Annotated in this window: 15 protein-coding genes and 1 tRNA gene; 14 read left to right on the forward strand and 2 right to left on the reverse strand. The window is 65.9% G+C overall.

The window, feature by feature from the left end; all coding sequences use genetic code 11:
* Positions 1-54: 54 nt before the first annotated feature.
* The gene (locus CA260_RS08385) at positions 55-642 is read right to left on the reverse strand and encodes a recombinase family protein (protein WP_111983069.1); all 588 of its coding nucleotides are present in this window, start codon (positions 640-642) and stop codon (positions 55-57) included.
* A 1,349-nt stretch (positions 643-1,991) separates the two neighbouring features.
* On the opposite strand from CA260_RS08385, the gene CA260_RS21125 reads away from it, so the two are divergent.
* The 13 genes from CA260_RS21125 (at position 1,992) to CA260_RS08495 (ending at position 20,332) form a co-directional block, all read left to right on the forward strand.
* On the forward strand, positions 1,992-8,534 hold the full coding sequence (locus CA260_RS21125) for an ESPR-type extended signal peptide-containing protein (RefSeq protein WP_172461754.1): 6,543 nt from the start codon (positions 1,992-1,994) through the stop codon (positions 8,532-8,534).
* Between the two features lie 14 nt (positions 8,535-8,548).
* Complete coding sequence (locus CA260_RS08445; RefSeq protein WP_202864044.1) at positions 8,549-9,376, forward strand: OmpA family protein; 828 nt, start codon at positions 8,549-8,551, stop codon at positions 9,374-9,376.
* A 415-nt stretch (positions 9,377-9,791) separates the two neighbouring features.
* The gene (locus CA260_RS08450; protein ID WP_111982282.1) at positions 9,792-10,478 is read left to right on the forward strand and encodes a methyltransferase domain-containing protein; all 687 of its coding nucleotides are present in this window, start codon (positions 9,792-9,794) and stop codon (positions 10,476-10,478) included.
* Positions 10,479-10,597: 119 nt separating this feature from the next.
* Complete coding sequence (locus CA260_RS08455) at positions 10,598-11,023, forward strand: MerR family DNA-binding protein (RefSeq protein ID WP_111982283.1); 426 nt, start codon at positions 10,598-10,600, stop codon at positions 11,021-11,023.
* A 2-nt stretch (positions 11,024-11,025) separates the two neighbouring features.
* Entirely contained in the window at positions 11,026-13,455 is a 2,430-nt protein-coding gene (locus tag CA260_RS08460; RefSeq protein WP_111983073.1) for a heavy metal translocating P-type ATPase, read from the forward strand.
* Positions 13,456-13,552: 97 nt separating this feature from the next.
* The gene (locus tag CA260_RS21130) at positions 13,553-13,711 is read left to right on the forward strand and encodes a hypothetical protein (protein WP_172461756.1); all 159 of its coding nucleotides are present in this window, start codon (positions 13,553-13,555) and stop codon (positions 13,709-13,711) included.
* Positions 13,712-13,838: 127 nt separating this feature from the next.
* Positions 13,839-14,246 carry a ketosteroid isomerase-related protein gene (locus CA260_RS08465; protein WP_111982284.1) on the forward strand — a complete coding sequence of 136 codons (408 nt, stop codon included), beginning with the start codon at positions 13,839-13,841 and terminating at the stop codon, positions 14,244-14,246.
* 3 nt (positions 14,247-14,249) lie between these two features.
* On the forward strand, positions 14,250-14,867 hold the full coding sequence (locus CA260_RS08470) for a GNAT family N-acetyltransferase (RefSeq protein WP_111982285.1): 618 nt from the start codon (positions 14,250-14,252) through the stop codon (positions 14,865-14,867).
* On the forward strand, positions 14,864-16,159 hold the full coding sequence (gene folC / locus CA260_RS08475; RefSeq protein ID WP_111982286.1) for a bifunctional tetrahydrofolate synthase/dihydrofolate synthase: 1,296 nt from the start codon (positions 14,864-14,866) through the stop codon (positions 16,157-16,159). Before CA260_RS08470 ends, folC begins: the two co-directional genes overlap by 4 nt.
* A 61-nt stretch (positions 16,160-16,220) precedes the next feature.
* Positions 16,221-17,276, forward strand: coding sequence for an SPOR domain-containing protein (locus CA260_RS08480; RefSeq protein WP_111982287.1), 1,056 nt, complete (start codon positions 16,221-16,223; stop codon positions 17,274-17,276).
* Between the two features lie 27 nt (positions 17,277-17,303).
* The gene (locus CA260_RS08485) at positions 17,304-17,909 is read left to right on the forward strand and encodes a CvpA family protein (RefSeq protein ID WP_111982288.1); all 606 of its coding nucleotides are present in this window, start codon (positions 17,304-17,306) and stop codon (positions 17,907-17,909) included.
* Between the two features lie 16 nt (positions 17,910-17,925).
* On the forward strand, positions 17,926-19,401 hold the full coding sequence (gene purF, locus CA260_RS08490) for an amidophosphoribosyltransferase (RefSeq protein WP_111982289.1): 1,476 nt from the start codon (positions 17,926-17,928) through the stop codon (positions 19,399-19,401).
* Between the two features lie 118 nt (positions 19,402-19,519).
* Entirely contained in the window at positions 19,520-20,332 is an 813-nt protein-coding gene (locus CA260_RS08495) for a ferritin-like domain-containing protein (RefSeq protein WP_111982290.1), read from the forward strand.
* Between the two features lie 339 nt (positions 20,333-20,671).
* On the opposite strand, the gene CA260_RS08500 is transcribed toward CA260_RS08495, so the two are convergent.
* Positions 20,672-20,748 (reverse strand) — tRNA-Pro (locus CA260_RS08500).
* 201 nt (positions 20,749-20,949) lie between these two features.
* Here CA260_RS08500 and hisS point away from each other — a divergent pair.
* Positions 20,950-22,323, forward strand: a complete 1,374-nt coding sequence (gene hisS, locus CA260_RS08505) for a histidine--tRNA ligase (RefSeq protein WP_111982291.1) — start codon at positions 20,950-20,952, stop codon at positions 22,321-22,323.
* The last annotated feature ends 71 nt before the right edge of the window (positions 22,324-22,394 follow it).

The raw sequence follows: 22,394 nt of genomic DNA on the forward strand, positions 1-22,394 counted from the left end.
TATGCGTCGACACAGGCATGGGCATTCGCCGCCCCCGGAGGCTTGCAAAGTCGTCTAAGCCGACTCGACGAGGTTGACGCAGGTGGCACGCAGATGACGCAGCAGGGTGCGGGGGTGGACGCCGAAGTGGTGGGCGGCTTTCGCGAGGGCCCAATGTTCCTCCCGCATGAGGCGTTGGGCTTCGTGGCATTGGGCAGCGGTGAGCGATGGCTGCCGTCCCATGCGCCGCCCTTGCGCGCGCGCTGCGGCCATTCCCGCACGCGTGCGCTCGCTTATGAGCGACCGTTCGAATTCGGCCAGCGCGGCCATCATGTGGAAAACCAGGCGTCCGCCTGCCGAACTGGTGTCGATGTTCTCGGTCACCGACTGGAAGCGCACGTGTCGCCGGCCCAGTTTTTCGAGCAGCGTCACCAGGTGCGACAGCGAGCGGCCCAGTCGGTCCAGTCGCCATACGACGAGCTTGTCGCCGGCCCGCAGCGATACCAGGGCACGATCCAGGCCTTGTCGCGAATGCAGCGCCCCGGAGACGCCGTGGTCCGTGAAGATCTTCTCGCAACCCAGGCGCTCGAGCGCCTGTATCTGCAGGGCGAGGCTCTGGTCTTCGGTGGAAACGCGTGCATACCCGATCGTCTTGCTGGACATGGTCATTCCCGCGAGCGCTGTTGTTCCTTCAACCGATCTCCGCGATGTCAAGCGGACCCAGACAGCATGCGCTCATCTTGTTGACAGAAGGGTTCCTTTGCGTCGGAGGCCTGCATTCTGCGGCAGGCTCCGTGATGTCAGGGCTAAAACGCCCTGGCGGGATGCTCACAAAAAAGGAACCCTTGTGTGCAAGACACATGGGAATGAGAGAGCACTGCTTCGCAGCGGGGAACACCTCTTGGCCGTGATCGCGGCATCCATCGAACGAGAGTTGATCGAGAAACCGCCGCGCACGCGGTGGAAGCATGATTTTCCCCGGGAGCGTGCGCCAAATTTTTGGCGTTTTCATTTAGACGTCTAAATGCGCTCGCGTATGTAGCCGTCGGTTAGTGATGTGCTTCGCATATTTATACGCGGACCACTTCTCATTTGCGGCGGGGTGATTAAGATCCCCGTAAGCCCGGTTCCCCGGAAGAATGGCTTTTGCATGACGTCGTCATGCGCGGAAAAGCGCACTCCAGGGCGCATGACGGAGCTTTCGGTTGCGGATGCTTACAGGGGGCATCGAAGCGGAATTCCTGTTGCGTGTAGAGCATGCTTGAACGAAGTCGCCAGGCGCGACCTCGCCGGATGCTTTGCGCCGTTCGCTGGATCCGCCGGTGCATCCTCGGGATCGAGAGGCCATGATCGTGTTGCGCATGCAGTCCTGTACGTCGATGTCTCGCCCGGTCGCGTGCATGCATGTCGCGCTCGACCGGCAAGTCGTCGGCGGCGCCACGGTTCGCTTCGATATCCCAGCATCTGCACACGCAGTTTGCCGTGCCGGCAGGCGCGGTGCGGGCGCATGATGGTCTTGCGAATGCACCGGCGGCGCCTGAAGGAGCCTTCCCTGGACGGGAAGTGGCATACGAATCGGACACGTATCCACCAGACGGATGAGGCAAGGGAGCATCGATGATGCAATCGATAAGATCGACGGCCATCCACAGGACGCTCGACTACATGGAACCGTCCTGGCGAGACGATCCCGCATGCCTGTACGGCGGCCCCGACGAACGGCTCTGGCGGCCCGAATAATCGCGCTCCGGTAGCACCTGCAGTCTTCGAATCTTGCATGGCTTCGTGGCATGCAAGCGGTCTCGGTCGCGCGGAATCCGGCACGACCGACCGGCGTAACGAGCACATCGAGTAGACGAAGTCACAGGCGCTCGAAGAGCCAGGGCACTCGCCATCAACGAAACCACGCGCGTGTGGAGCTTGTTGAAGCTTCACGCCACGGGCGTGTGCGCGCTGGTGTTTTCGCTTGTGCTCGTGGCCTTCGGCTCCTGCCCCCCACCCAAGGAGATGGTATGAACAAGATCCATGGCAAGGTTTGGAGCCACCAGCTGCAACAGCTCGTGGTGGTCTCGGAATTGGCCACGTGTCGTCGTGGCGGCGCGAGCGAAGGCGGCGACGTGCGCCGACGTTCGTTGGGTCGGCTGAGCGCGGGCATCTTTGCCGCGATGGCGGCGTTTGGATGGATGGGATGGACACCCTCGGCGCACGCGCAGACGGTGGATTGCAGTCTCAACCCATTCAATGTGTACAGCGGCACCGCCTCCTGCATGGGCTATCAATCCGCGGCCAGCGGCACGGGCGCCACCGCTCTCGGCTCGCTTGCGCACGCCAATGTGCTTGGCACGCTGGCGGTGGGCTACAACTCGCTCGCGAATGCCCAGAACGGCATTTCGCTGGGATTTCAGGCCTACACCGCGGGCGTCAACTCGATCTATCTGGGCGCACGAACGGGCCCGACCACCGGTGCGTTGGCGGACAGCACCATTGCACTCGGCACGGATGTCACCGCATCAGGCACGGGCGGCATCAGCGTGGGTGCGACCTCGAAGGCCCTCGCCGGAAATGCCGTTGCCATCGGCGTGTCCAGCGGTGTCGACGCCAACTCCGGCAATAGCGTGGCGATCGGCCCCGCGGCCGGCGTGAGCAAGGCCATCAATTCGGTCGCCATCGGTTCGTCCGCCCTCGCGAGCACCGGGCAATCCGTAGCGCTGGGTGCGTTCACCAAGGCAAGCGGAGAGGGAGCCGCAGCACTCGGTCTGGGCTCGCAAAGCCTAAGCACCCACGCCACCGCCGTTGGCTGGCAGGCGTATGCGACGGGACTCAATGCGGTGTACCTCGGTGCACGCAGCACCGGCACGGGCGCATCGGCGGAGTCGTCCGTCGCCATCGGCACCGACGTGAACACGGCAGGCGCCTACGCCATCGGCATGGGCCTTCAGGCCAGCGCGAGCCAGGCGCAGGCCATCGCCATCGGCTACACGACACACGCTTCAGGGCTTGCGTCCATCGCGATCGGTGGCGACTCCACCGCGGGCGCCAATGCCTCGGGCGACAATGCGACATCCATCGGTACCCGCTCCAGCGCCACGGCCGCCAATGCGGCAGCGCTCGGCTACGACGTGCACGCCATCGGCAACAACTCCGCAGCCTTCGGCGTCAGTACGAGCGCAAACGGCGCGGGTGCGATAGCGCTGGGCAACGGCTCGGCCGCGTCCGGCACCAATTCGGTGGTGCTCGGTACCACCACCACGGCCAGCCAGGTCAACGACATCGCCGTAGGCGCGGTGGCCACGGCCTCCGGCGGGGCATCGACCGCCATCGGTGCGCTGGCCACTGCTTCAGCGGTACAAGCGCTGGCGGTTGGTGACGCGACCAAGGCATCGGGCGTGCGCGCCGCCGCGATTGGCCCGAGTTCGCAAGCGCTGGCCGCTTCGACGGTGGCCTTGGGCGATACCAACACCGTCGCCGCCGCTGCAGGCGCCGGCTCCATCGCCGGCGGCCACAACTCGCAGGTGCTCGGCGGCCTTGGCGCCGTTGCGCTCGGCGAAGCACAGACCGCCACCGGCAACGGCGCCGTGGCGATCGGCGACCCCAATACCGCCAACGGCAACGGCGCCGTGGCGATGGGTTCCAACAACATCGCTGCGGGCGATGCCGCCGGCACCACGGCCGCGGATGGCGCCGTAGCCATCGGTAACAGCAACCAGGCCATCGGCCAGGGTTCGGTGGCATTGGGCAACACCAGCCAGGCGCTGGCGGCGGGCGCGGTCGCGTTCGGCAACGCGGCTATCGCAAACCACGCCAACGACGTGGCGCTGGGCTCCGGCTCGACCACGGCCACCGCAGTCGGTACGCCGAACTACACGATCGCCGGCACCACCTATAGCTTCGCCGGCACCACGCCAGCCAGCACGGTCAGCGTGGGCACGAGCGGCGCCGAGCGCACCATCACCAACGTGGCGGCGGGACGCATCTCCGGCGGCAGTACCGACGCCATCAACGGCTCGCAGTTGTATGCGACCAATCTTGCACTGGAATCGCTGAGCAATAGCGTGACGGCCGATGCCACGCATTACTACAGCGTCAACGATGGGGGCACGCAGGGCAGCAACTTCGCCAACAACGGCGCACTGGGCGTGAACTCGCTCGCCGCGGGCGTCGGCGCATCGACCACGGCCGACGCGACGAATGCGGTGGCGATCGGCTTCTCCTCCGTCGCGCAGGGCGGCACGGCCGTGTCTATCGGCGGCAGCAACACGGCGTACGGCCCTGGCGTGCTGGCGATGGGCAGCAGCAACTTTGCCGGCAGGAACACGATCAATACCGGCACCACCACCGGTGCCGTGGCGCTGGGTTCCGGCAACACGGCGAGTGATGCGGTCATCGTTTCGCGCAACCAGTTGCTTTCCGCCGGCAACGGCGCCGTGTCGATCGGCCAGGGCAACACCGCCACGGGCACCGGCTCGATCGCGATGGGCTACGGCTCGGCGGCCAAGGTCACCGTTTCCGTTGGCGGAGCCATCAACTGGGGCACGATCGCGATGGGTTATCAGACGGTCGCCAACAGCGGTTCGGTCGCGCTGGGCAGCGGTGCCAATGCGAACCAGCAGTCCGTCACCATCGGCGTCAACACCAAGGGCATAGCCGATGTGGTTGCGCTCGGTTCGAACGCACAGGGCAACGTCCAGTCGATTGCGATCGGCAAGGGTGCACAGGCTGATCTGGTGACCATCGGCTCGCAAACCACGGCTGCAAGCATCGCGATCGGTGCAGGGGCCAACGTGGCCATGAGTGTCGCAGGCGACATCGGCGGCATGGTGGCGCTGGGACAAGGTGCGACCGTGACGCGCAGCTCAGGCATTGCGCTGGGCAGCAGCACCAATGTGTCGGCTGTGCAGGGCCTGGCCGTGGGTTTGCGCGCTACAACCTCGGGCACCAACGGCACGGCGGTCGGCGTCGACAGCAAGGCGGCCGGCAGCAATGCCGTCGCCGTCGGCAATGGCGCGCAGGCCAACGGTGCACAGTCGATCAGCATCGGCACGGGCAATATCGTGACCGGCGACAACTCGGGTGCGTTCGGTGATCCGAACACTGTCAACGGCACGGGTTCGTATGCCTTCGGCAACAACAACACGGTCGGCGCGAACAACGCCTTCGTGCTGGGCAACAACGTCACCATTGCTGCGGGTCTCGACGGTTCGGTGGCGCTGGGCAACAACAGCACGGTGGCGGCGGCCAACCCGGTGTCGAACATCGTCATCAACGGCACCACCTATAACTTCGCCGGCACCAGTCCGGCCAGCGTGGTGAGCGTGGGTGCGGGCGGTGCGGAGCGCCAGATCACCAACGTGGCGGCAGGCCAGGTGAGTGGCAGCAGCACCGACGCCATCAACGGCTCGCAGTTGAACGCGACCAACCTTGCGCTGGAATCGCTCAGCACCGCCGTCACGGCGGGCGCCACGCATTACTACAGCGTCAACGATGGCGGCACGCAGGGCGGCAATTACGCCAACAACGGCGCGACCGGGCTGAATGCGTTGGCCGCAGGTGTCGACTCGACCGCTACGGCCGATCGCAGCACGGCGCTGGGCCAGGGCACGGGCGTGTCGGTACTGGGCGGCGTGGCGCTGGGTGCCGGAGCGGTGTCCGATCGTGCGATCGCGCCGACCTCGGGCTCGATCATCGTCGGCACCAACCTCATTCCGTACAACACCACGGACCGCAACCTGCTCGGCGCCGTTTCGGTGGGCAACAGTACGGACTTCCGCCAGATCACCAACCTGGCCGATGGTACGCAGGACCAGGATGCGGTGAGCCTGCGCCAGCTGAAGGGTGCGATGAGCTCGTTCTCGGTCACGCCGATCAAATACTTCCACGCCAATTCAGCCGCTTCGGATTCCGCGGCGATGGGTGCGGAGTCGGTCGCCATCGGTCCGCAGACCACGGTGAACGGTGACAACGGCATCGGCATGGGCAACGGCGCCATCGTGCAGCAGACCGCGCCGGGCGGCACGGCGATCGGCCAGAACGCGACGGTGAACCTCGCCGACGGCGTGGCACTGGGTACCAATGCGACATCCAACGGCATCCAGGCGATGGCGCTGGGTGCCGGTTCGCAGGCGGCATTTGCCGGCAGCGTGGCGCTGGGCGCGGGTTCATCCACGGACACGGCGGTGGGTACGGCCACGGGCATCGTCAATGGCCAGACCTACAACTTCGCCGGCACCACGCCGGGCTCCACGGTGAGCGTGGGCAGCGTGGGCGCGGAGCGCACCATTACCAATGTCGCCGCCGGACGCATCGACCGGAACAGCACCGACGCGATCAACGGCTCGCAGCTGTTCGCCACCAACCAGGCGATCGGTACGGTGGGCACCAGCGTCACCAACCTGGGCAACACGGTGACCAACCTCGGCACGTCCATCGCCAACAGCTACGGCGGCAGCACCACTTACGATCCGGCGACGGGCACGTTGAGCACCAGCATCAACTATGGCGGCAACACCTACAGCTCGCTGCAGCAGGTCTTCAACCAGATCGAAACCGGCGGCATCAAGTACTTCCACGCCAACTCCAACCTCGCCGATTCGTTGGCCACCGGCGTGAACAGCGTGGCGGTGGGGCCGGTGTCCACCGCCGGTGCGGACAACGCGGTATCGATCGGCCATGGCGCCACCGCGAGTACCAACGTGGGCGACGTGGCGCTGGGCGCGGGCAGCGTCACGGGCGCGGTGGTCCAGACCGGCGGCGGCACCATCGATAGCCACACGTACAGCTACGCCGGCGCCATGCCGACCAGCACGGTAAGCGTGGGTACGGTGGGCAACGAGCGCACCATCACCAACGTGGCGGCGGGGCAGGTGAACGGCAACAGCACCGACGCGATCAACGGTTCGCAGCTATTCGCCACCAACCAGGCGGTGGAAAACCTCAGCAGCACCGTGACCGCGAACGCCATCCACTACTACAGCGTCAACGATGGCGGCACGCAGGGCGGCAACTACGCCAACAACGGCGCCACCGGCGTCAACGCGCTGGCGGCCGGCGTGGGCTCCAGCGCAACGGCCGACAGCGGTACCGCAGTCGGCCAGAACAGTGGCGTATCGGTGTTGGGAGGCGTGGCGCTGGGCTCGGGTGCGGTGTCGGATCGCCCCATCGCACCGACGTCCGGTTCAATCCTGGTCGGCACGAACGTGGTGCCGTACAACACGACGGATCGCAACCTGCTCGGTGCGGTGTCGGTGGGCAATGCCACCGACTTCCGCCAGATCACCAACGTCGCGGACGGTACGCTCGATCAGGACGCGGTGACGCTGCGCCAGCTGAAGGGCGCGATGAGTTCGTTCTCGGTCACGCCAATCAAGTACTTCCACGCCAACTCCACCGCTTCCGATTCGCTGGCGGCGGGCGCGGAGTCGGTCGCCGTCGGTCCGCAGACCACGGTGAACGGTGACAACGGCATCGGCATGGGCAATGGCGCGATCGTGCAGCAGACAGCACCGGGCGGTACGGCGATCGGCCAGAACGCCACGGTGAACCTCGCCGACGGCGTGGCACTGGGTACCAATGCCACATCCAACGGCATCCAGGCGATGGCGCTGGGCGCAGGCACGCAGGCCGCGTTCGCCGGCAGCGTGGCGCTGGGTGCGGGCTCGGTCACCGATGGGCCCGTCGCCACCACCGGCGTGACGCTCAATGGCACGGCCTATACGTTCGCGGGCACGACGCCGGGCTCGACGGTGAGCGTGGGCGCGGTGGGGGCGGAGCGAACGCTGACCAATCTCGCGGCCGGTCGCATCAGCAATATCAGCACCGATGCGATCAATGGCTCGCAGCTGTATGTCACCAACCAGACGCTGGAGCAGCTGTACTCGCAGCTCACCAACCTGTCGCAAACGGTGAACAACCTGCCGAACAACAACGGAGGTGGCAACGGTGGCGTCGGCACCACCATCAACACGTACCAGACCAGCGGAGACAACAACAGCTCGGCCTCGGCCTCCGGCAACAACTCGACGGCGGCGGGCGGCGGTTCGGTGGCTTCGGGCAACAACAGCACGGCCGTGGGTGCGAACTCGAGCGCGACCGGCGACAACAGCGTGGCGATCGGCTCGGGTTCGGTGGCGACCAGCGCCAACACGGTGTCGGTCGGTTCGGTCGGTCACGAACGCACCATCACCAATGTGGCCACGGGCGTGAATGCGACGGACGCAGTGAACGTGGGCCAGCTGAGCGACGCGATCGCCAACGCCAAGGACTGGTCGAAGAACTACACCGACCAGCGTTTTGAATCCGTGGATCGCGACCTCAATCGCATCGGCAATCGCGCCAACGCGGGTGTCGCATCGGCCATGGCGATGGCGAGCCTGCCGCAGGCCTACCAGCCCAACCAGAGTTCGGCGGGCGTGGCCTTCGGCACGTTCCACGGCGAGACCAGCATCGCCGTGGGCATGTCGACCGTCACCGAAAGCGGACGCTACATCTTCAAGCTCAACGCCACCACCAATACGCGTGGCGATGCCGGCGCCGGCGTCGGCGCCGGCATGGTGTGGTGAGGGAGGACGCAACCATGAATCGCATCGAAGGAATCCAGCACATGCACGTCTCCTTGAAAACACTGATCGCTGCTTCGCTCGCACTCGCGATGGCCGCCTGCGGCAACGTCAGCCAACAGGTGGCGAAGGACGGCGGCTCGGCCGGCGAACTGGTGTGGCCATCACCGGAAAGCGTTACGCCCATGCACAAGGGCGGCACGTTCCCGAATCTGGCGAACTTGCGCCAGGTGAAGGCCGGGTTCAACAAGCAGCAGGTGTCGGACCTCATCGGCTATCCGCATTTCAGCGAAGGTGTGTGGGGCGTGCGCGAATGGAACTACGTGTTCCATTTTCGAAACGCCGACAACGACGACGTGATGACCTGCCAGTACAAGGTGCTGTTCGATGAAAACAAGCTCGCGCGCAGCTTCTACTGGAAGCCCGAGTCGTGCGCCGGCGTGCTGAAGGAAACCGTGCCTGCACCTTCCGTCGCCACACCCAAGCCGCGCGTGTTTTCAGGCGATGCGCTGTTTGCGTTCGACAGTGCAGAGCTGTCGGAAGGCGGTCGCCAGGCGCTGGATGACCTGGCCGATGAACTGAACGGACAGGGCCACGCGTTTCGTGACGTTCGCATCGCAGGCTATACGGATCGGCTGGGCTCCCATGCATACAACCAGGAGCTGTCCGAACGCCGCGCGCGCGCCGTGCGGGAATACCTGGTGACCCGCGGCGTGGCGAGCAGCCTGATAACGGCCAGAGGTTATGGCGAGTCCGATCCGGTGAAGGATTGCGGGGACGAGCGGCGTGAAGCCTTGATCGCCTGCCTCGCACCCAACCGGCGTGTCGAGGTCATACTGCGGTAACACTCGTTCGCAACATCGGAAAGTCGAATGCAACGGCAGGGCCCCATGATCATCCGGGCCCTGTCGTTCATCTCGATTCGAACCGTGTCATGCGAACTTCGCTGTTCAGTCATCTCACGCATCCTCGCGATGGCGCGCACCGGCGAAGGTGGCGTGACGGTCTCGCCAATGAACTGAACGAGAAACCGTATCGGCGCTGAACCAAGACATCGAGGCAGGCGCCGGGCAAGACTTTTCCGTCCGGTCAGCGACTACTCTTGGTCCGTCCCTCGTTCTGCCGGTGTCGACGCATCGATGAATCGACGCGTCTGCTGGCCGCTTCGTCGAGGGGCGAAAGAGCACGACAACCAGTGCCGACGCGTGGGGTGGGGGACCACCTAGGCGATATAACGGATCGCGTTATAGGAGCGCTGTCATGAAAGAGCTGATCAAGCGGATACCGGTCATCGGTCCCGTTGCGCGCAGTGTCTACCAGCGTCTGATACATCCGGCCAAACCGTTTCATGGCTCCGAGGATTACTGGATCGCGCGCTACCGCAACGGCGGCAATTCCGGCGCGGGCTCCTATAACCGTCTCGCCGAATTCAAGGCGGAAGTGCTCAACGAGTTCGTTGCCAGCCACGACATCCGCGACGTGATCGAATTCGGTTGCGGCGACGGCAACCAATTGGCGCTCGCCCGCTATCCTTCCTATCTTGGCTTCGATGTGAGTCCGCACGCGATCGAACGTTGCACACGCCGCTTCGCCGGCGATGCCGGCAAGTCGTTCATGCTGGTGCATGACTACATGGGACAGACCGCCCAGCTCGCGCTTTCGCTGGACGTGATCTACCACCTCACCGAAGACGAGGTGTACGAAACCTACATGCGCACCTTGTTTGGCGCGGCGCGCGATTACGTCGTGATCTATTCCTCCGACATCGACCAGCCAAACACGCCGAGCGCACACGTCCGCCACCGCCAGTTCAGTGCGTGGGTGCGCGCCAACGCGCCGGGCTGGCGCCTGCTGCGACACATACCCAACCGGCATCCCTACGCTGGCGACAACGACACGGGCTCGCTCGCCGATTTCTACATCTACGGAAAGGGCAGCGTGACCTGATCGGCTCGCCTCGCAAGCAAGGGTGACGCGGGCAGGGCGGTGCGTTGCAGCCGGGGCCTGCTTCGCGTGGAGAGCAGGGGCTTGACTCTGGACCTTGATCAAAGGTCTAGACTTGACCCATGAACACTCCCCAGACCCCCATGACCATCGGTGCCGTCGCCAAGCGCGTCGGCGTGGCGATCGACACCATCCGCTATTACGAGCGTGAAGGGCTGCTGCCTGAGCCGCTGCGGCGAGCGTCGGGTTATCGCAGCTACGACGAGGGCGCGGTGCGGCAGTTGCGCTTCATCCGGCGCGCGAAGGATCTCGGCTTCACGCTGGACGAAATCCGCGACCTGCTGGCGCTTTCCGCCGACCGCCAGCGTGGCGTGAAGGCAGTGAAGAAGCGGGCGCAGGAACGCCTGGCCGCCATCGATGAGCGTATCGCCGAGCTCACCCGCGTCCGCGACGGACTGGAGCAACTCATCGATGCCTGCCCGGGTCATGGCTCGCCGGAGCAGTGCCCGATCCTGCGTGCGCTGGCCGATCAGGAGGGTGATGCATGAGCATGGAGAAGCACGCCTGCTGCAGCGCGAAGGACGCGGCGCCCGCGCCTGCCGCGCAATCCTGCTGTGGTGGCGCATCGACGGCAGCGGGGCATGAGCAGCATCATCACGATCACGGACATCACCACGACCAGGCCGCGCATACGGTGAAGGATCCTGTTTGCGGCATGACGGTGGATCCGCAAAAGACGCCGCACAGCCTGGAGCACCGCGACCACACGTATTACTTCTGCGCACAGCGCTGCAAGGACAAGTTCCAGGTCGACCCCCAGCGTTATCTCGAACCTCAGCCTGAACCTTCGCCCGGATTGGCCGGTGCCATCTACACCTGCCCGATGCATCCGGAAGTGCAGCAGGTCGGCCCGGGGCATTGCCCGAAATGCGGCATGGCGCTGGAACCGATGATGCCCAGCCTCGACGAGGACGACGGACACGAACTGCGCAGCATGTCGCGCCGCTTCTGGGCATTGGCGGTGTTGACCTTGCCGGTCTTCCTGCTGGCGATGGGTCCGCACCTGTTCGGTTGGCATTGGCCGTCGCCGTGGGATGGCGTGGCCGCCTGGTCCGAAGCAGCGCTCGCCACCGTGGTGGTGCTGTGGGGTGGCGCGCCGTTCTTTGCGCGCGGCTGGCGTTCGCTCAAGCCGTGGTCGCCCAATATGTACACACTGATCGCTCTGGGCACGGGTGTGGCGTGGGTCTACAGCGCGGTGGCCTTCCTGGCGCCCGCGCTGTTTCCCGAAGGCTTCCATGACATGCACGGGCGCGTGGGCGTGTATTTCGAATCGGCCGCCGTCATCGTCACCCTGGTGACGCTCGGCGATTTCCTCGAGCTGCGTGCGCGCAGGCGTACCAGTGCGGCACTCAAGGGCCTGCTGGAACTTGCCCCCAAGACCGCGCGCCGCGTGGATGCCGATGGCAGCGAGCACGATGTGCCGCTCGATGACGTGCATGGCGGCGACACATTGCGCGTGCGTCCGGGCGAAAAGGTACCGGTGGATGGCGTGGTGCTGGATGGCCGCAGCCATGTGGACGAATCGATGCTGACCGGCGAGCCGTTACCCGTCGCCAAGGGACGGGACGACCAGCTCACTGGCGGCACGCTCAACCAGGATGGCGCCCTGCTGATGCGCGCGGAAAAGGTCGGCGCGGAAACCATGCTGGCGCAGATCGTCACGCTGGTGGCGCAGGCGCAGCGCAGCAAGGCGCCGCTGCAGCGCGTGGCCGATCGCGTCGCGTCGTGGTTCGTTCCTGCAGTGGTGGCCGTGGCGGCATGGGCTTTCGCGCTGTGGGCCTGGCTGGGACCCGATCTGAAGCTGGCCTATGCACTGATCGCCGCGGTGTCGGTACTGATCATTGCGTGTCCGTGTGCGCTTGGCCTTGCCACACCCATCTCCATCATGGTGGCCAGCGGACGTGCCGCGCAGAACGGTGTGTTGTTCCGCGATGCGGCCGCGATCGAGGCGTTGCGCGACATCGATACGCTGGTGGTGGACAAGACCGGCACGCTCACCGAAGGCAAGCCTGCCCTGAAGGATGTGGTGAGTCTCGGCGCGTATCCGTTCGACCAGCTGCTGGCGCTCGCAGCCGCGCTGGAGAAGCCCAGCGAGCATCCCCTGGCGCGTGCGATCGTCGACGGTGCGCAGTCGCGCGGTATCCGTGCTCCGGCAGTGGAGGATTTCCGCTCGGTCACCGGTGCGGGCGTCGCGGGTTCGGTGCAGGGGCATCCCGTGGCGCTGGGCAATCGGCAGATGCTGGCGAATATGGGCATCACTGCGGATGCGTCGGCGCTCGAAAAAGCCGATGCCATGCGTGCCGAAGGCGCGACGGTGATGTTCATCGTGGTCGATGGCGCGCTGGCCGGTTTGATCGCCGTCGCCGATCGCGTGAAGGCAAGCACGCCGCAGGCGATCAGCGACCTGCACGCGGCCGGCCTGCGCATCGTGATGCTGACCGGCGACAACACCATCACCGCGAAGGCCGTGGCCGGTTCGCTCGGCATCGACGAGGTGCACGCCGACGTCTCGCCTGCCGACAAGGCCGCGGTGATCCGGTCTCTGCGGGCGGAAGGCCGTCGCGTGGCGATGGCAGGCGACGGCATCAACGATGCCCCGGCGCTCGCGGTGGCCGACGTGGGCATCGCGATGGGCGGCGGCACCGACATCGCGATGGAGAGCGCGCAGGTCACGCTGGTGAAGGGCGAGTTGACCGCCATCGTGCGTGCGCGTGCGCTGTCGCGGGCTGCCGTGCGCAATATCCGGCAGAACCTGTTCTTCGCCTTTGTCTACAACGCGGTGGGCGTGCCGCTGGCGGCTGGCGTGCTGTATCCGTTGTTTGGTGTGATGCTCTCGCCCATGGTGGCGGCGCTGGCGATGAGCCTGTCGTCGGTCTCGGTGGTCGGCAATGCGCTGCGCCTGCGGCGTAGCCAGCTGTGATGATTGTCACCCGCGATGATTGACGGCCAGCCCTGCCGCGCAGGCGAGGCCATACGGAAGATGACTCCCGCACCAAAGGGGTGCGGGAGGGCATCACATGAACATCGTCAACGACACCCGCAGCACGCTTGAAAAACACCTGCCGCTGCTGCTGGGCCTGCTGGTCGCGCTGCTTGCCGGCCGCGCCTTGAAGAAAATGTTCTGGACCGCGTTTGGCATGTACTGGGCGTTGCGCGCCAGCGGCATCCATTTCTGATCCCGCCGGGCAGCTTCCGGCATCTGGCGGCCAGCCGTGGCAGCGCGCCTCGTGCGAAGGGACGGCACTGCGTCGCGGGGCAGCCATGCTTTAAGCTGTGTGACCCGATTTACCGCCGGATGCCGCCATGCCGACCAGCATCGCCCTCATCGAGAGTTACTACGACGCCTTCAACCGCGGCGACTGGGAGGCCATGCTGGGCCATCTCGCCGAGGACGTGGCGCACGACATCAACCAGGGACATCGCGAGACCGGGCTGGATACGTTCCGCCGTTTCCTCGGGCGCATGAACCGCTGCTATCGCGAACGGCTGCGCGACATCAGCGTGATGGCCAACGCCGACGGCAGCCGCGTCGCGGCCGAATACGTGGTGCACGGCGAATACCTGGCCGACGACGAAGGCCTGCCGCCGGCGCGTGGCCAGCGTTACGTGCTGCCGGGCGGCGCGTTCTTCGACATCCGCGACGGCCGCATTGCGCGTGTCACCAACTATTACAACCTGCAGGACTGGATCGCCCAGGTGACGGGCGCCTGATCGATGACCGTCCGCGTCATTGCCAGCATGGGACAAGGAGTGCGTCCGTACCTGGATGCGCTGGCACGGCTGCGCATAAGTGTGTTCCGCGACTATCCCTATCTGTACGACGGCGACATGTCGTACGAGCATCGTTACCTCGAAGCCTATGCACGCTCGCGACGCAGCGTGTTCGTGCTGGCGCTGGATGGCGACGAAGTCGTCGGCTGCTCGACCGGCATCCCGTTGGCGGACGAGGTGGCGGCTATCCAGCAGCCTTTCGTGGAGCGAGGCATGTTGCTCAACGAAGTGTTCTACTTCGGCGAATCGGTGTTGCTGCCGGCGTACCGCGGGCAGGGCATCGGCCATCGCTTCTTCGACCTGCGCGAATCGCATGCGCGGCACCAGGGTGGTTTCCGCTGGACGGCATTCTGCGCGGTGGAGCGCGCGCCGAACGACCCCCGACGCCCACTCGATCACCGCGCCAATGACCCGTTCTGGACCAAGCGCGGCTACCGGCGCCAGGACGACATGTTCTGCACGCTGGACTGGACCGAGATCGACGCGGTGGAGCCCTCGGCTCATCGCCTGCGTTTCTGGCTGCGCCCCCTCAATGCCGATCTGACGAATTCCTCCGCATGACTCGCACCCTCGACGAATGGCTGGCCTATCAGGAACGCGTGAACGTGCGCAGCATCGAGCTCGGCCTCGATCGCGTGCGCGCCGTATGGCAGGCCATGGGGGCGCCCGCACCGGCCCGGCGCGTGATCACGGTCGGCGGCACCAACGGCAAGGGCTCCACCGTGGCGCTGCTGGAAAGCATGCTTGCCGCGGCGGGCCAGCGCGTCGGCTGCTATACCTCGCCGCATCTGCTGCACTACCGCGAGCGCGTGCGCATCGAGGGCGTGGACGCATCGGATGACGCGCTGATCGCCAGCTTCGAACGCATCGAAGCGGCACGTGGCGAGATCCCGTTGACCTATTTCGAGTTCGGCACGCTCGCCGCATTGGATCTGTTCGCTCGCGCCAACCTGGACGTCGCCGTGCTGGAAGTGGGGCTGGGTGGTCGCCTGGATGCGGTGAACATCATCGACGCGGATATCTCCATCATCACCACGGTCGACCTGGACCATATGGATTGGCTGGGGCCCGATCGCGACAGCATCGGCGTCGAGAAGGCCGGGATTGCGCGCGCGGATCGGCCGGCCATCGTCGGTGAGACCGAGCCACCGAAGGGGCTGCTCGACGCCCTGCAGCGTATCGGCGCGCAGGTGCAACGCGCTGGCGTGGATTTTTCCGTGGAACACCTTGCCGAACGCGGCTGGCGCTGGGCCCACGTCGACGGCACCGACATGCAACTGCCCGATCCCGCACTGGCCGCGCCGGTGCAATACGCCAACGCCGCCGCCGCCGTCGCGGCGATTCATGCGCTGCAGGCAAGCGATGAGGCCGCTGCTGCCATCAATCTGGAGACGATCGCTGCCGCTGGACTTCGAACGGTCCACGTGGCGGCCCGCCTGCAATCGCTGGGCGGCGATCCTGCCTTGGTGGTGGACGTCGGGCACAACCCCCAGGCTGCCCGTGCATTGGCGGAATGGCTGGATGCCCATCCGGGTGGGCGCGTGCACGCGGTCTACGGCGCGCTGTCGGACAAGGACGTGGGCGGCGTGATCCGCGCGCTGGGTTCGCGCATCGATCACTGGCATCTGGCGGGACTCGAGAAGGACACGCCACGTGGCCTGCCTTCCAGCGTGTTGCTGGATCAGCTGCTGCTGGCGCTGCCCAAGGCGCGCTACGACATCCACGAAGATGTGCGTTCGGCGTTGTCGGCCGCTCGCGCCACGGCCCGCGCCGGCGAACGCGTGCTTGCTTTCGGCTCGTTCTTCGTTGCCTCCGCGGTGCTTGCTGAATCGAAAGGTCCGCTTTCGGCCTGAACAGCGGGCGGGGCAGGTATAATCGCGCCCGTTCCCGCACCCCTGTCGTTTGGAGCCTGTCTTGAAAACACGTCTGCTGGGCGCTGCCGTGCTCATCGCACTGGCTGTACTGATCGTGCCGATGCTCTTCTCCAGCAATCCGCCCAGCACGAGTGGCGATGAAACGGTCAGCCTGGCGATTCCGCCGGCGCCCGATCGCGATCTGCAGACCAAGACCATGAGCCTGACGCCTGGTGCGACCCCGGCTTCCGCCGCATCGGCCGCGCCCAAGCCGGCCGTGCAGACGCCGACGCCCGCGCCGACCGCGGCGCCGGTGGGCACGTCCGACCAGCTCGCTACGGTGAATATCGCTTCCAATCGTCCCAAGGATGTGGAAACCGATCCCACCGCCGGCCAGAAGCCCGAGCCGACCACGGTCACCCGGCCGGGCTCGAGCGCGTCGCAGCCGGTGATTCCGGCGCAGGGCAAGGCGGACACGACCGCCGCCCCCGCCAAGACGACCGCTTCCATGGCGGCAATTCCGTCGGCGACGCCCGCCGCGCCGCCGGCAACGGCTGCCCACGGCCAGTACTCGCTCAATCTCAGCGCCTATGCGTCGAGCGCCAGCGCGCAGAGCCTCATTCAGCGCGTGCGCGGACTGGGCTACCCGGCTTCGGGCCGCAGCATCAGCCAGGGCGGCAAGCAGCTCACCCTGGTGACCGCCGGTCCGTTCGAGTCGCGCGCTGCGGCTGAAGCGGCCCGCCTGAAGATCACCCAGACCATTCCGGGCGCGCCGGCTCATCTTGAGAGCAGCGCCAGCACGCCGACCCAGGACGATCCGGCTCCGGCCGCCAAGCCCGCCGGTTCGACTGCCGCCACGCCGGCCGCGGGCAGTTCCAAGCCGGGCGGTTGGGCCGTGCAGATCGCCGCGATGGGCAGCCAGGCCGACGCCAATGCGCTGCGCGACAAGCTGCGTGCGAACGGTTTCGACGGCTACGTGGATACGGTGAACGCAAGCGGCAAGCAGCTGTGGCGCGTGCGCGCCGGCCCGCAGACCCAGCGCGCCGATGCGGTCCGCATCCGCGATGAGATCAAGACCAAGATGGGCGTGGACGGCAACGTTGTCAGCGCTCCGTGAACCTGAATCCATCGAGACGCTGACCCGGTGAATTGGGCCGACTACATCATTCTCGCGGTGCTGGCCCTCTCGGTCTTGATCGGGCTGTGGCGTGGCCTCATTTCCGAGGTGTTGGCGCTGGCGATCTGGGTCGCGGCGTTCTGGGTGGCGTGGACGTTCGGTCCCAGCGTGGCCGGGTATTTCGAACACAGCATCCAGCTGCCGTCGGCGCGGATCCTGGTGGGATACGGCATCTGTTTTCTTGCCGTGCTGATTGCCGGGGCGCTGTTGCGCTTCCTGGTCAGCAAGCTGATCGAGGGCACCGGATTGTCCGGTACCGATCGCCTGCTGGGCATGGTGTTCGGGTTCGTCCGCGGCGTGTTGCTGGTGACGCTTGCGGTGTTCCTGCTCGGGTTTACCGCGTTCACGCGGGACCCGTGGTGGAACGAATCGGCGTTACTGCCGCAGTTCAAGGGAATGGCTGCGTGGCTGGGAGAGAGGGTGCCGGATAGTGTCCGCCATTACCTCAATCCTCCAGCCTTGCTGGACCATTTGCCCGCCTTGCCGGCGGGAGCACCGGGCGCTTCACCAGCGACCGGGCACCAGACCCATCCGGCGGCCGCATCCACGGCCGCTCCGGCAACGACTCACTAATTACGGGCTTTCAACCATGTGCGGAATCATCGGCATCGTCGGCACCAGCGAGGTCGCCGCGTCACTCTATGACGGCCTGACCGTGTTGCAGCACCGCGGGCAGGACGCCGCCGGCATCGCCACGGTGGACGGCGCCCGGCTGCGCCTGCACAAGGGCAACGGCCTGGTGCGCGACGTGTTCAGCCAGAGCTCGATGACCGGCCTGCGCGGCCGCATCGGCATCGGCCACTGCCGCTACCCCACGGCCGGTTCGGAAGGTTCGTCCGAGGCGCAGCCGTTCTACGTGAACTCGCCCTACGGCATCGCCTTCGCGCACAACGGCAACCTCATCAACACCGAAACGCTGCGGCGCGAGATGTTCGAGGACGATCGCCGCCACATCAACACCGATTCGGACTCCGAAGTGCTGCTGAACGTGCTCGCGCACGAGCTGCAGATCCAGGACCGCATGGCGTTGACGCCCGACCACATCTTCAAGGCCGTGGCCGGCGTGCACCAGCGCGCCCGCGGCGGTTACGCCTGCATCGCGCTGCTGCTGGGCTACGGCCTGCTGGCGTTCCGCGATCCCAACGGCATCCGTCCGCTGGTGCTGGGCGAGCGCGTCACCGCCGAAGGCCGCGAATATGCGGTGGCCTCCGAGTCGGTTGCGCTCGACATCCTCGGCTTCAAGCGCCTGCGCGACGTGGAGCCGGGCGAGGCGGTGTTCATCACCGACGACGGCCAGTTGTTCGCGCGCCACTGCGCTGATGGCGCGACGCACGCGCCGTGCATCTTCGAATACGTGTACCTGGCCCGCCCGGACTCGATGATCGAGAACGTGTCGGTCTACAAGGCTCGCCTGCGCATGGGCCAGAAACTGGCCGAGAAGATCCTGCGCGAACGTCCCGACCACGGCATCGACGCGGTGATCCCGATCCCCGATACCGCGCGCACCGCTGCCTCCGCGTTGGCCGAGGCGCTGGGCGTGCCGTTCCGCGAAGGCTTCGTCAAGAACCGCTATATCGGTCGCACCTTCATCATGCCGGGGCAGGGCGAGCGCGTGAAATCGGTGCGCCGCAAGCTCAATCCGGTGGAGCTGGAATTCCGCAAGAAGAACGTGCTGCTGGTGGACGACTCCATCGTGCGCGGCACCACCTCGCGCCAGATCATCCAGATGGCCCGCGACGCCGGCGCCAGGAACGTGTTCTTCGCCTCCGCCGCGCCGCCGGTGCGCTACCCGAACGTGTACGGCATCGACATGCCGGCCGCCTCCGAACTGGTGGCCGCCGGCCACACCGAGAAGGAAGTGGAGAAGATGCTCGGCGCCGACTGGCTGATCTACCAGGATCTCAAGGACCTGGTGTGGGCGGTGCAGGATGGCAACGAGTCGTTGACGCATTTCGATGCGTCCTGCTTCTCGGGCGAGTACGTCACTGGCCTCGAGCAGCAGTACCTCCAGCAGATCGAGATGCTGCGCTCGGACGACGCCAAGGCCGCGCGCCGCAGCGCCTGATCGCAAGAGTCAAATACTGTAGGAGCGCACCCAGTGCGCGACCGCAGGGCGGCGGTATATCCGCTCCGTGAGGCTATCGCGCACTGGGTGCGCTCCTACAGTAGAGCTATCTCGCGCCATGACCGCCGACCTCCACGCCGCCGCCAAGCGCTGCCTCGACGCCACCGATCCGTCGGAAAAGCTGCGCCTGACGCACGCGACGTGGGAAGCTTTCCTCGCCGGCGAGCTTCATCCCACAGCGTCGTCGCCGGCGCCCGAACCCATCGGAGCACCCGGCCGGCCGGACCGTCCGCAACTCGTGCCCCAACGGCAGGTGCCGCATCGCGGCCTCGGCACGGCGGAAGGTCGCGCCGCGTTGGTGCATGCCGTGGCGCATATCGAATTCAACGCGATAAATCTTGCCTGGGATGCGGTCTATCGCTTCCGCGACAAGCCGCTCGAGTATTACCGTGACTGGGCCAGTTGCGCGCACGACGAGGCACGCCATTTCGCCATGCTGTCCGGGCGCCTCGCCGAACTCGGCCACGCCTATGGCGACTTCGACGCCCACAACGGCCTGTGGGAAATGGCAGAGAAGACCGCACACCACGACACCGCGCGCATGGCGCTGGTACCGCGGGTGCTGGAGGCGCGAGGACTCGACGTTACCCCGGGCATGATCGATCGCCTGCTTTCCGTGGGTGACGAGCGCACGGTGGCCATCCTCGAAGTCATCCTGCGCGAAGAAGTGGCGCATGTCGCAGCCGGTACACGCTGGTTCCGCCATTGCTGCGAACGCGATGGCCTCGACCCGCGCGAGACCTTCCTCGACTTGCTGCGCGACTACATGGGCCGCAACCTGCGCGGCCCGTTCAACCGTCCGGCACGCCTGGAAGCCGGCTTCGACCATGAAGAGCTCGACCGCCTGACCGAGCTGGCGCTGCAGAGCTGACGGGGCCGCTTCGCGGCCGCATGCCGATGCGAGTGCGGCGAAGCCAGGATCCTTGGGCGCAGACATCACCACGACACCGAAGGACATTCCCGGCATCGGGCGTTACGCGATGTTGCGTGACCCGCAGGGTGCGCGGCTTGCGCTGTTTTTGCCGAACCGCTGAAGCACCTGCTTCACCTGCAGGCTTCAACTGTAGGAGCGCACCCAGTGCGCGACCGCGGAGTTTCGGCGGCACAGCTTCGTAGGCTTTTCGCGCACTGGGTGCGCTCCTACAGGTGGCGTCTTGCAAAAACAGGCAACAAAAAAGCCGGCACAAGGCCGGCTTTTTCATCGAATCTTTGGTCGGGGTGACATGATTCGAACATGCGACTTCTACGTCCCGAACGTAGCGCTCTACCAGGCTGAGCTACACCCCGTGGGAGCCGCGTATCTTAATGACCTTCCCGGACCTTGGCAACAGGATTGTGAAATTTTTTCGTCATGCGGTCCGGAGTGCCTTTCCAGGGTCGTTCGGCAGAGGCTCCAGGGCGGCCTTCTGCTAACCTATACGGCTCTGTCGGACCCATCGCCATCTGGCGGTTTCCCGACGCTTTTCTCATCGTTTAGCAGAGGATTTCATGGCGCTTACCCCGGCCCGTACCATGCCCGGCGTGCTCGAGCTGCTGCCGCTCGACCAGATCGCGTTCCAGCGCATGCTCGACGTGATCCGCCGCAACTATGAGCGCTTTGGTTTCCTGCCGGTCGAGACGCCGGTGATCGAATACTCTGACGTGCTGCTGACCAAGACCGGCGGCGAGACGGAGCGCCAGGTCTATTTCGTGCAGTCCACCGGCGCGCTGGAGCAGGGCGAGAAGCCCGAGCTGGCGCTGCGCTTCGACCTCACCGTGCCGCTGGCCCGCTACGTGGCCGAACACGAGCACGACCTGTCGTTCCCGTTCCGCCGCTACCAGATGCAGCGCGTGTACCGCGGCGAGCGCGCCCAGCGCGGCCGCTTCCGCGAGTTCTACCAGTGCGACATCGACGTGATCGGCAAGGACGGCCTGTCGGTCCGCTATGACGCCGAGCTTCCCGCGGTGATCTACAGCGTGTTCCGCGAACTCAACATCGGTGCGTTCACCATCCAGCTCAACAACCGCAAGCTGATGCGTGGCTTCTTCGAAAGCCTGGGTGTCACCGATGGCGAGCAGCAGACGCTGGTGCTGCGCGAAGTGGACAAGCTCGACAAGCGCGGCGCCGACTACGTGCGCGACACGCTTACCGGCGAGCAGTTCGGCCTGAGTGCCGAGGTGGCGCAGAAAATCCTCGACTTCGTGCAGGTGCGCTCAACCTCGCTGCAGGATGCGTTCGACAAGCTCGACGCGCTGGGCTCCGGCCCCGAATCGATGGAGCAGGGCCGCGCTGAACTGAAGGAAGTGCTCGGCCTGATCCGCGACTTCGGCGTGCCGGAAACGCACTACGTGCTGAACCTGTCGATCGCGCGCGGCCTGGACTACTACACCGGCACCGTCTACGAGACCACGCTCAACGATCATCCGCAGATCGGTTCGATCTGTTCGGGCGGCCGCTACGAAAACCTGGCCAGCCAGTACACCAAGTCGAAGCTGCCGGGCGTGGGCATTTCCATTGGCCTCACGCGACTTTACTGGCAGCTGCGCGATGCCGGGCTGATCGCTACCAGCCAAAGCACGGTCGACGTGCTGGTGACGCAAATGGACGCGGCGCAGATGCCGGCTTACCTCGCTCTCGCCAACGAGCTGCGCTCGGCAGGCATCGCCACCGAAGTCGTGCTGGAAGGCGGCAAGCTCGGCAAGCAGTTCAAATACGCCGATCGCGCGGGCATCCGCTTCGTGGTCGTGCTGGGCGAGGACGAGATCGCCAAGGGCGTGGTCACCGTGAAGGACCTGCGTCGCGAAGACCAGTTCGAGGTATCGCGCGCCGAGTTGATCAAGTCGCTGCGCGTGGAACTGGCGCAGGCCGAAATCGGTCGCTGATCCGTCGCGCTTGAAGCGAAGGCCGCGCCGGCTGGGCGCGGCCGCACCACCTCAACAGATGGCCCGTCCGG

It is taken from the genome of Dyella jiangningensis, from assembly GCF_003264855.1.
Lineage (GTDB): Bacteria > Pseudomonadota > Gammaproteobacteria > Xanthomonadales > Rhodanobacteraceae > Dyella > Dyella jiangningensis_C.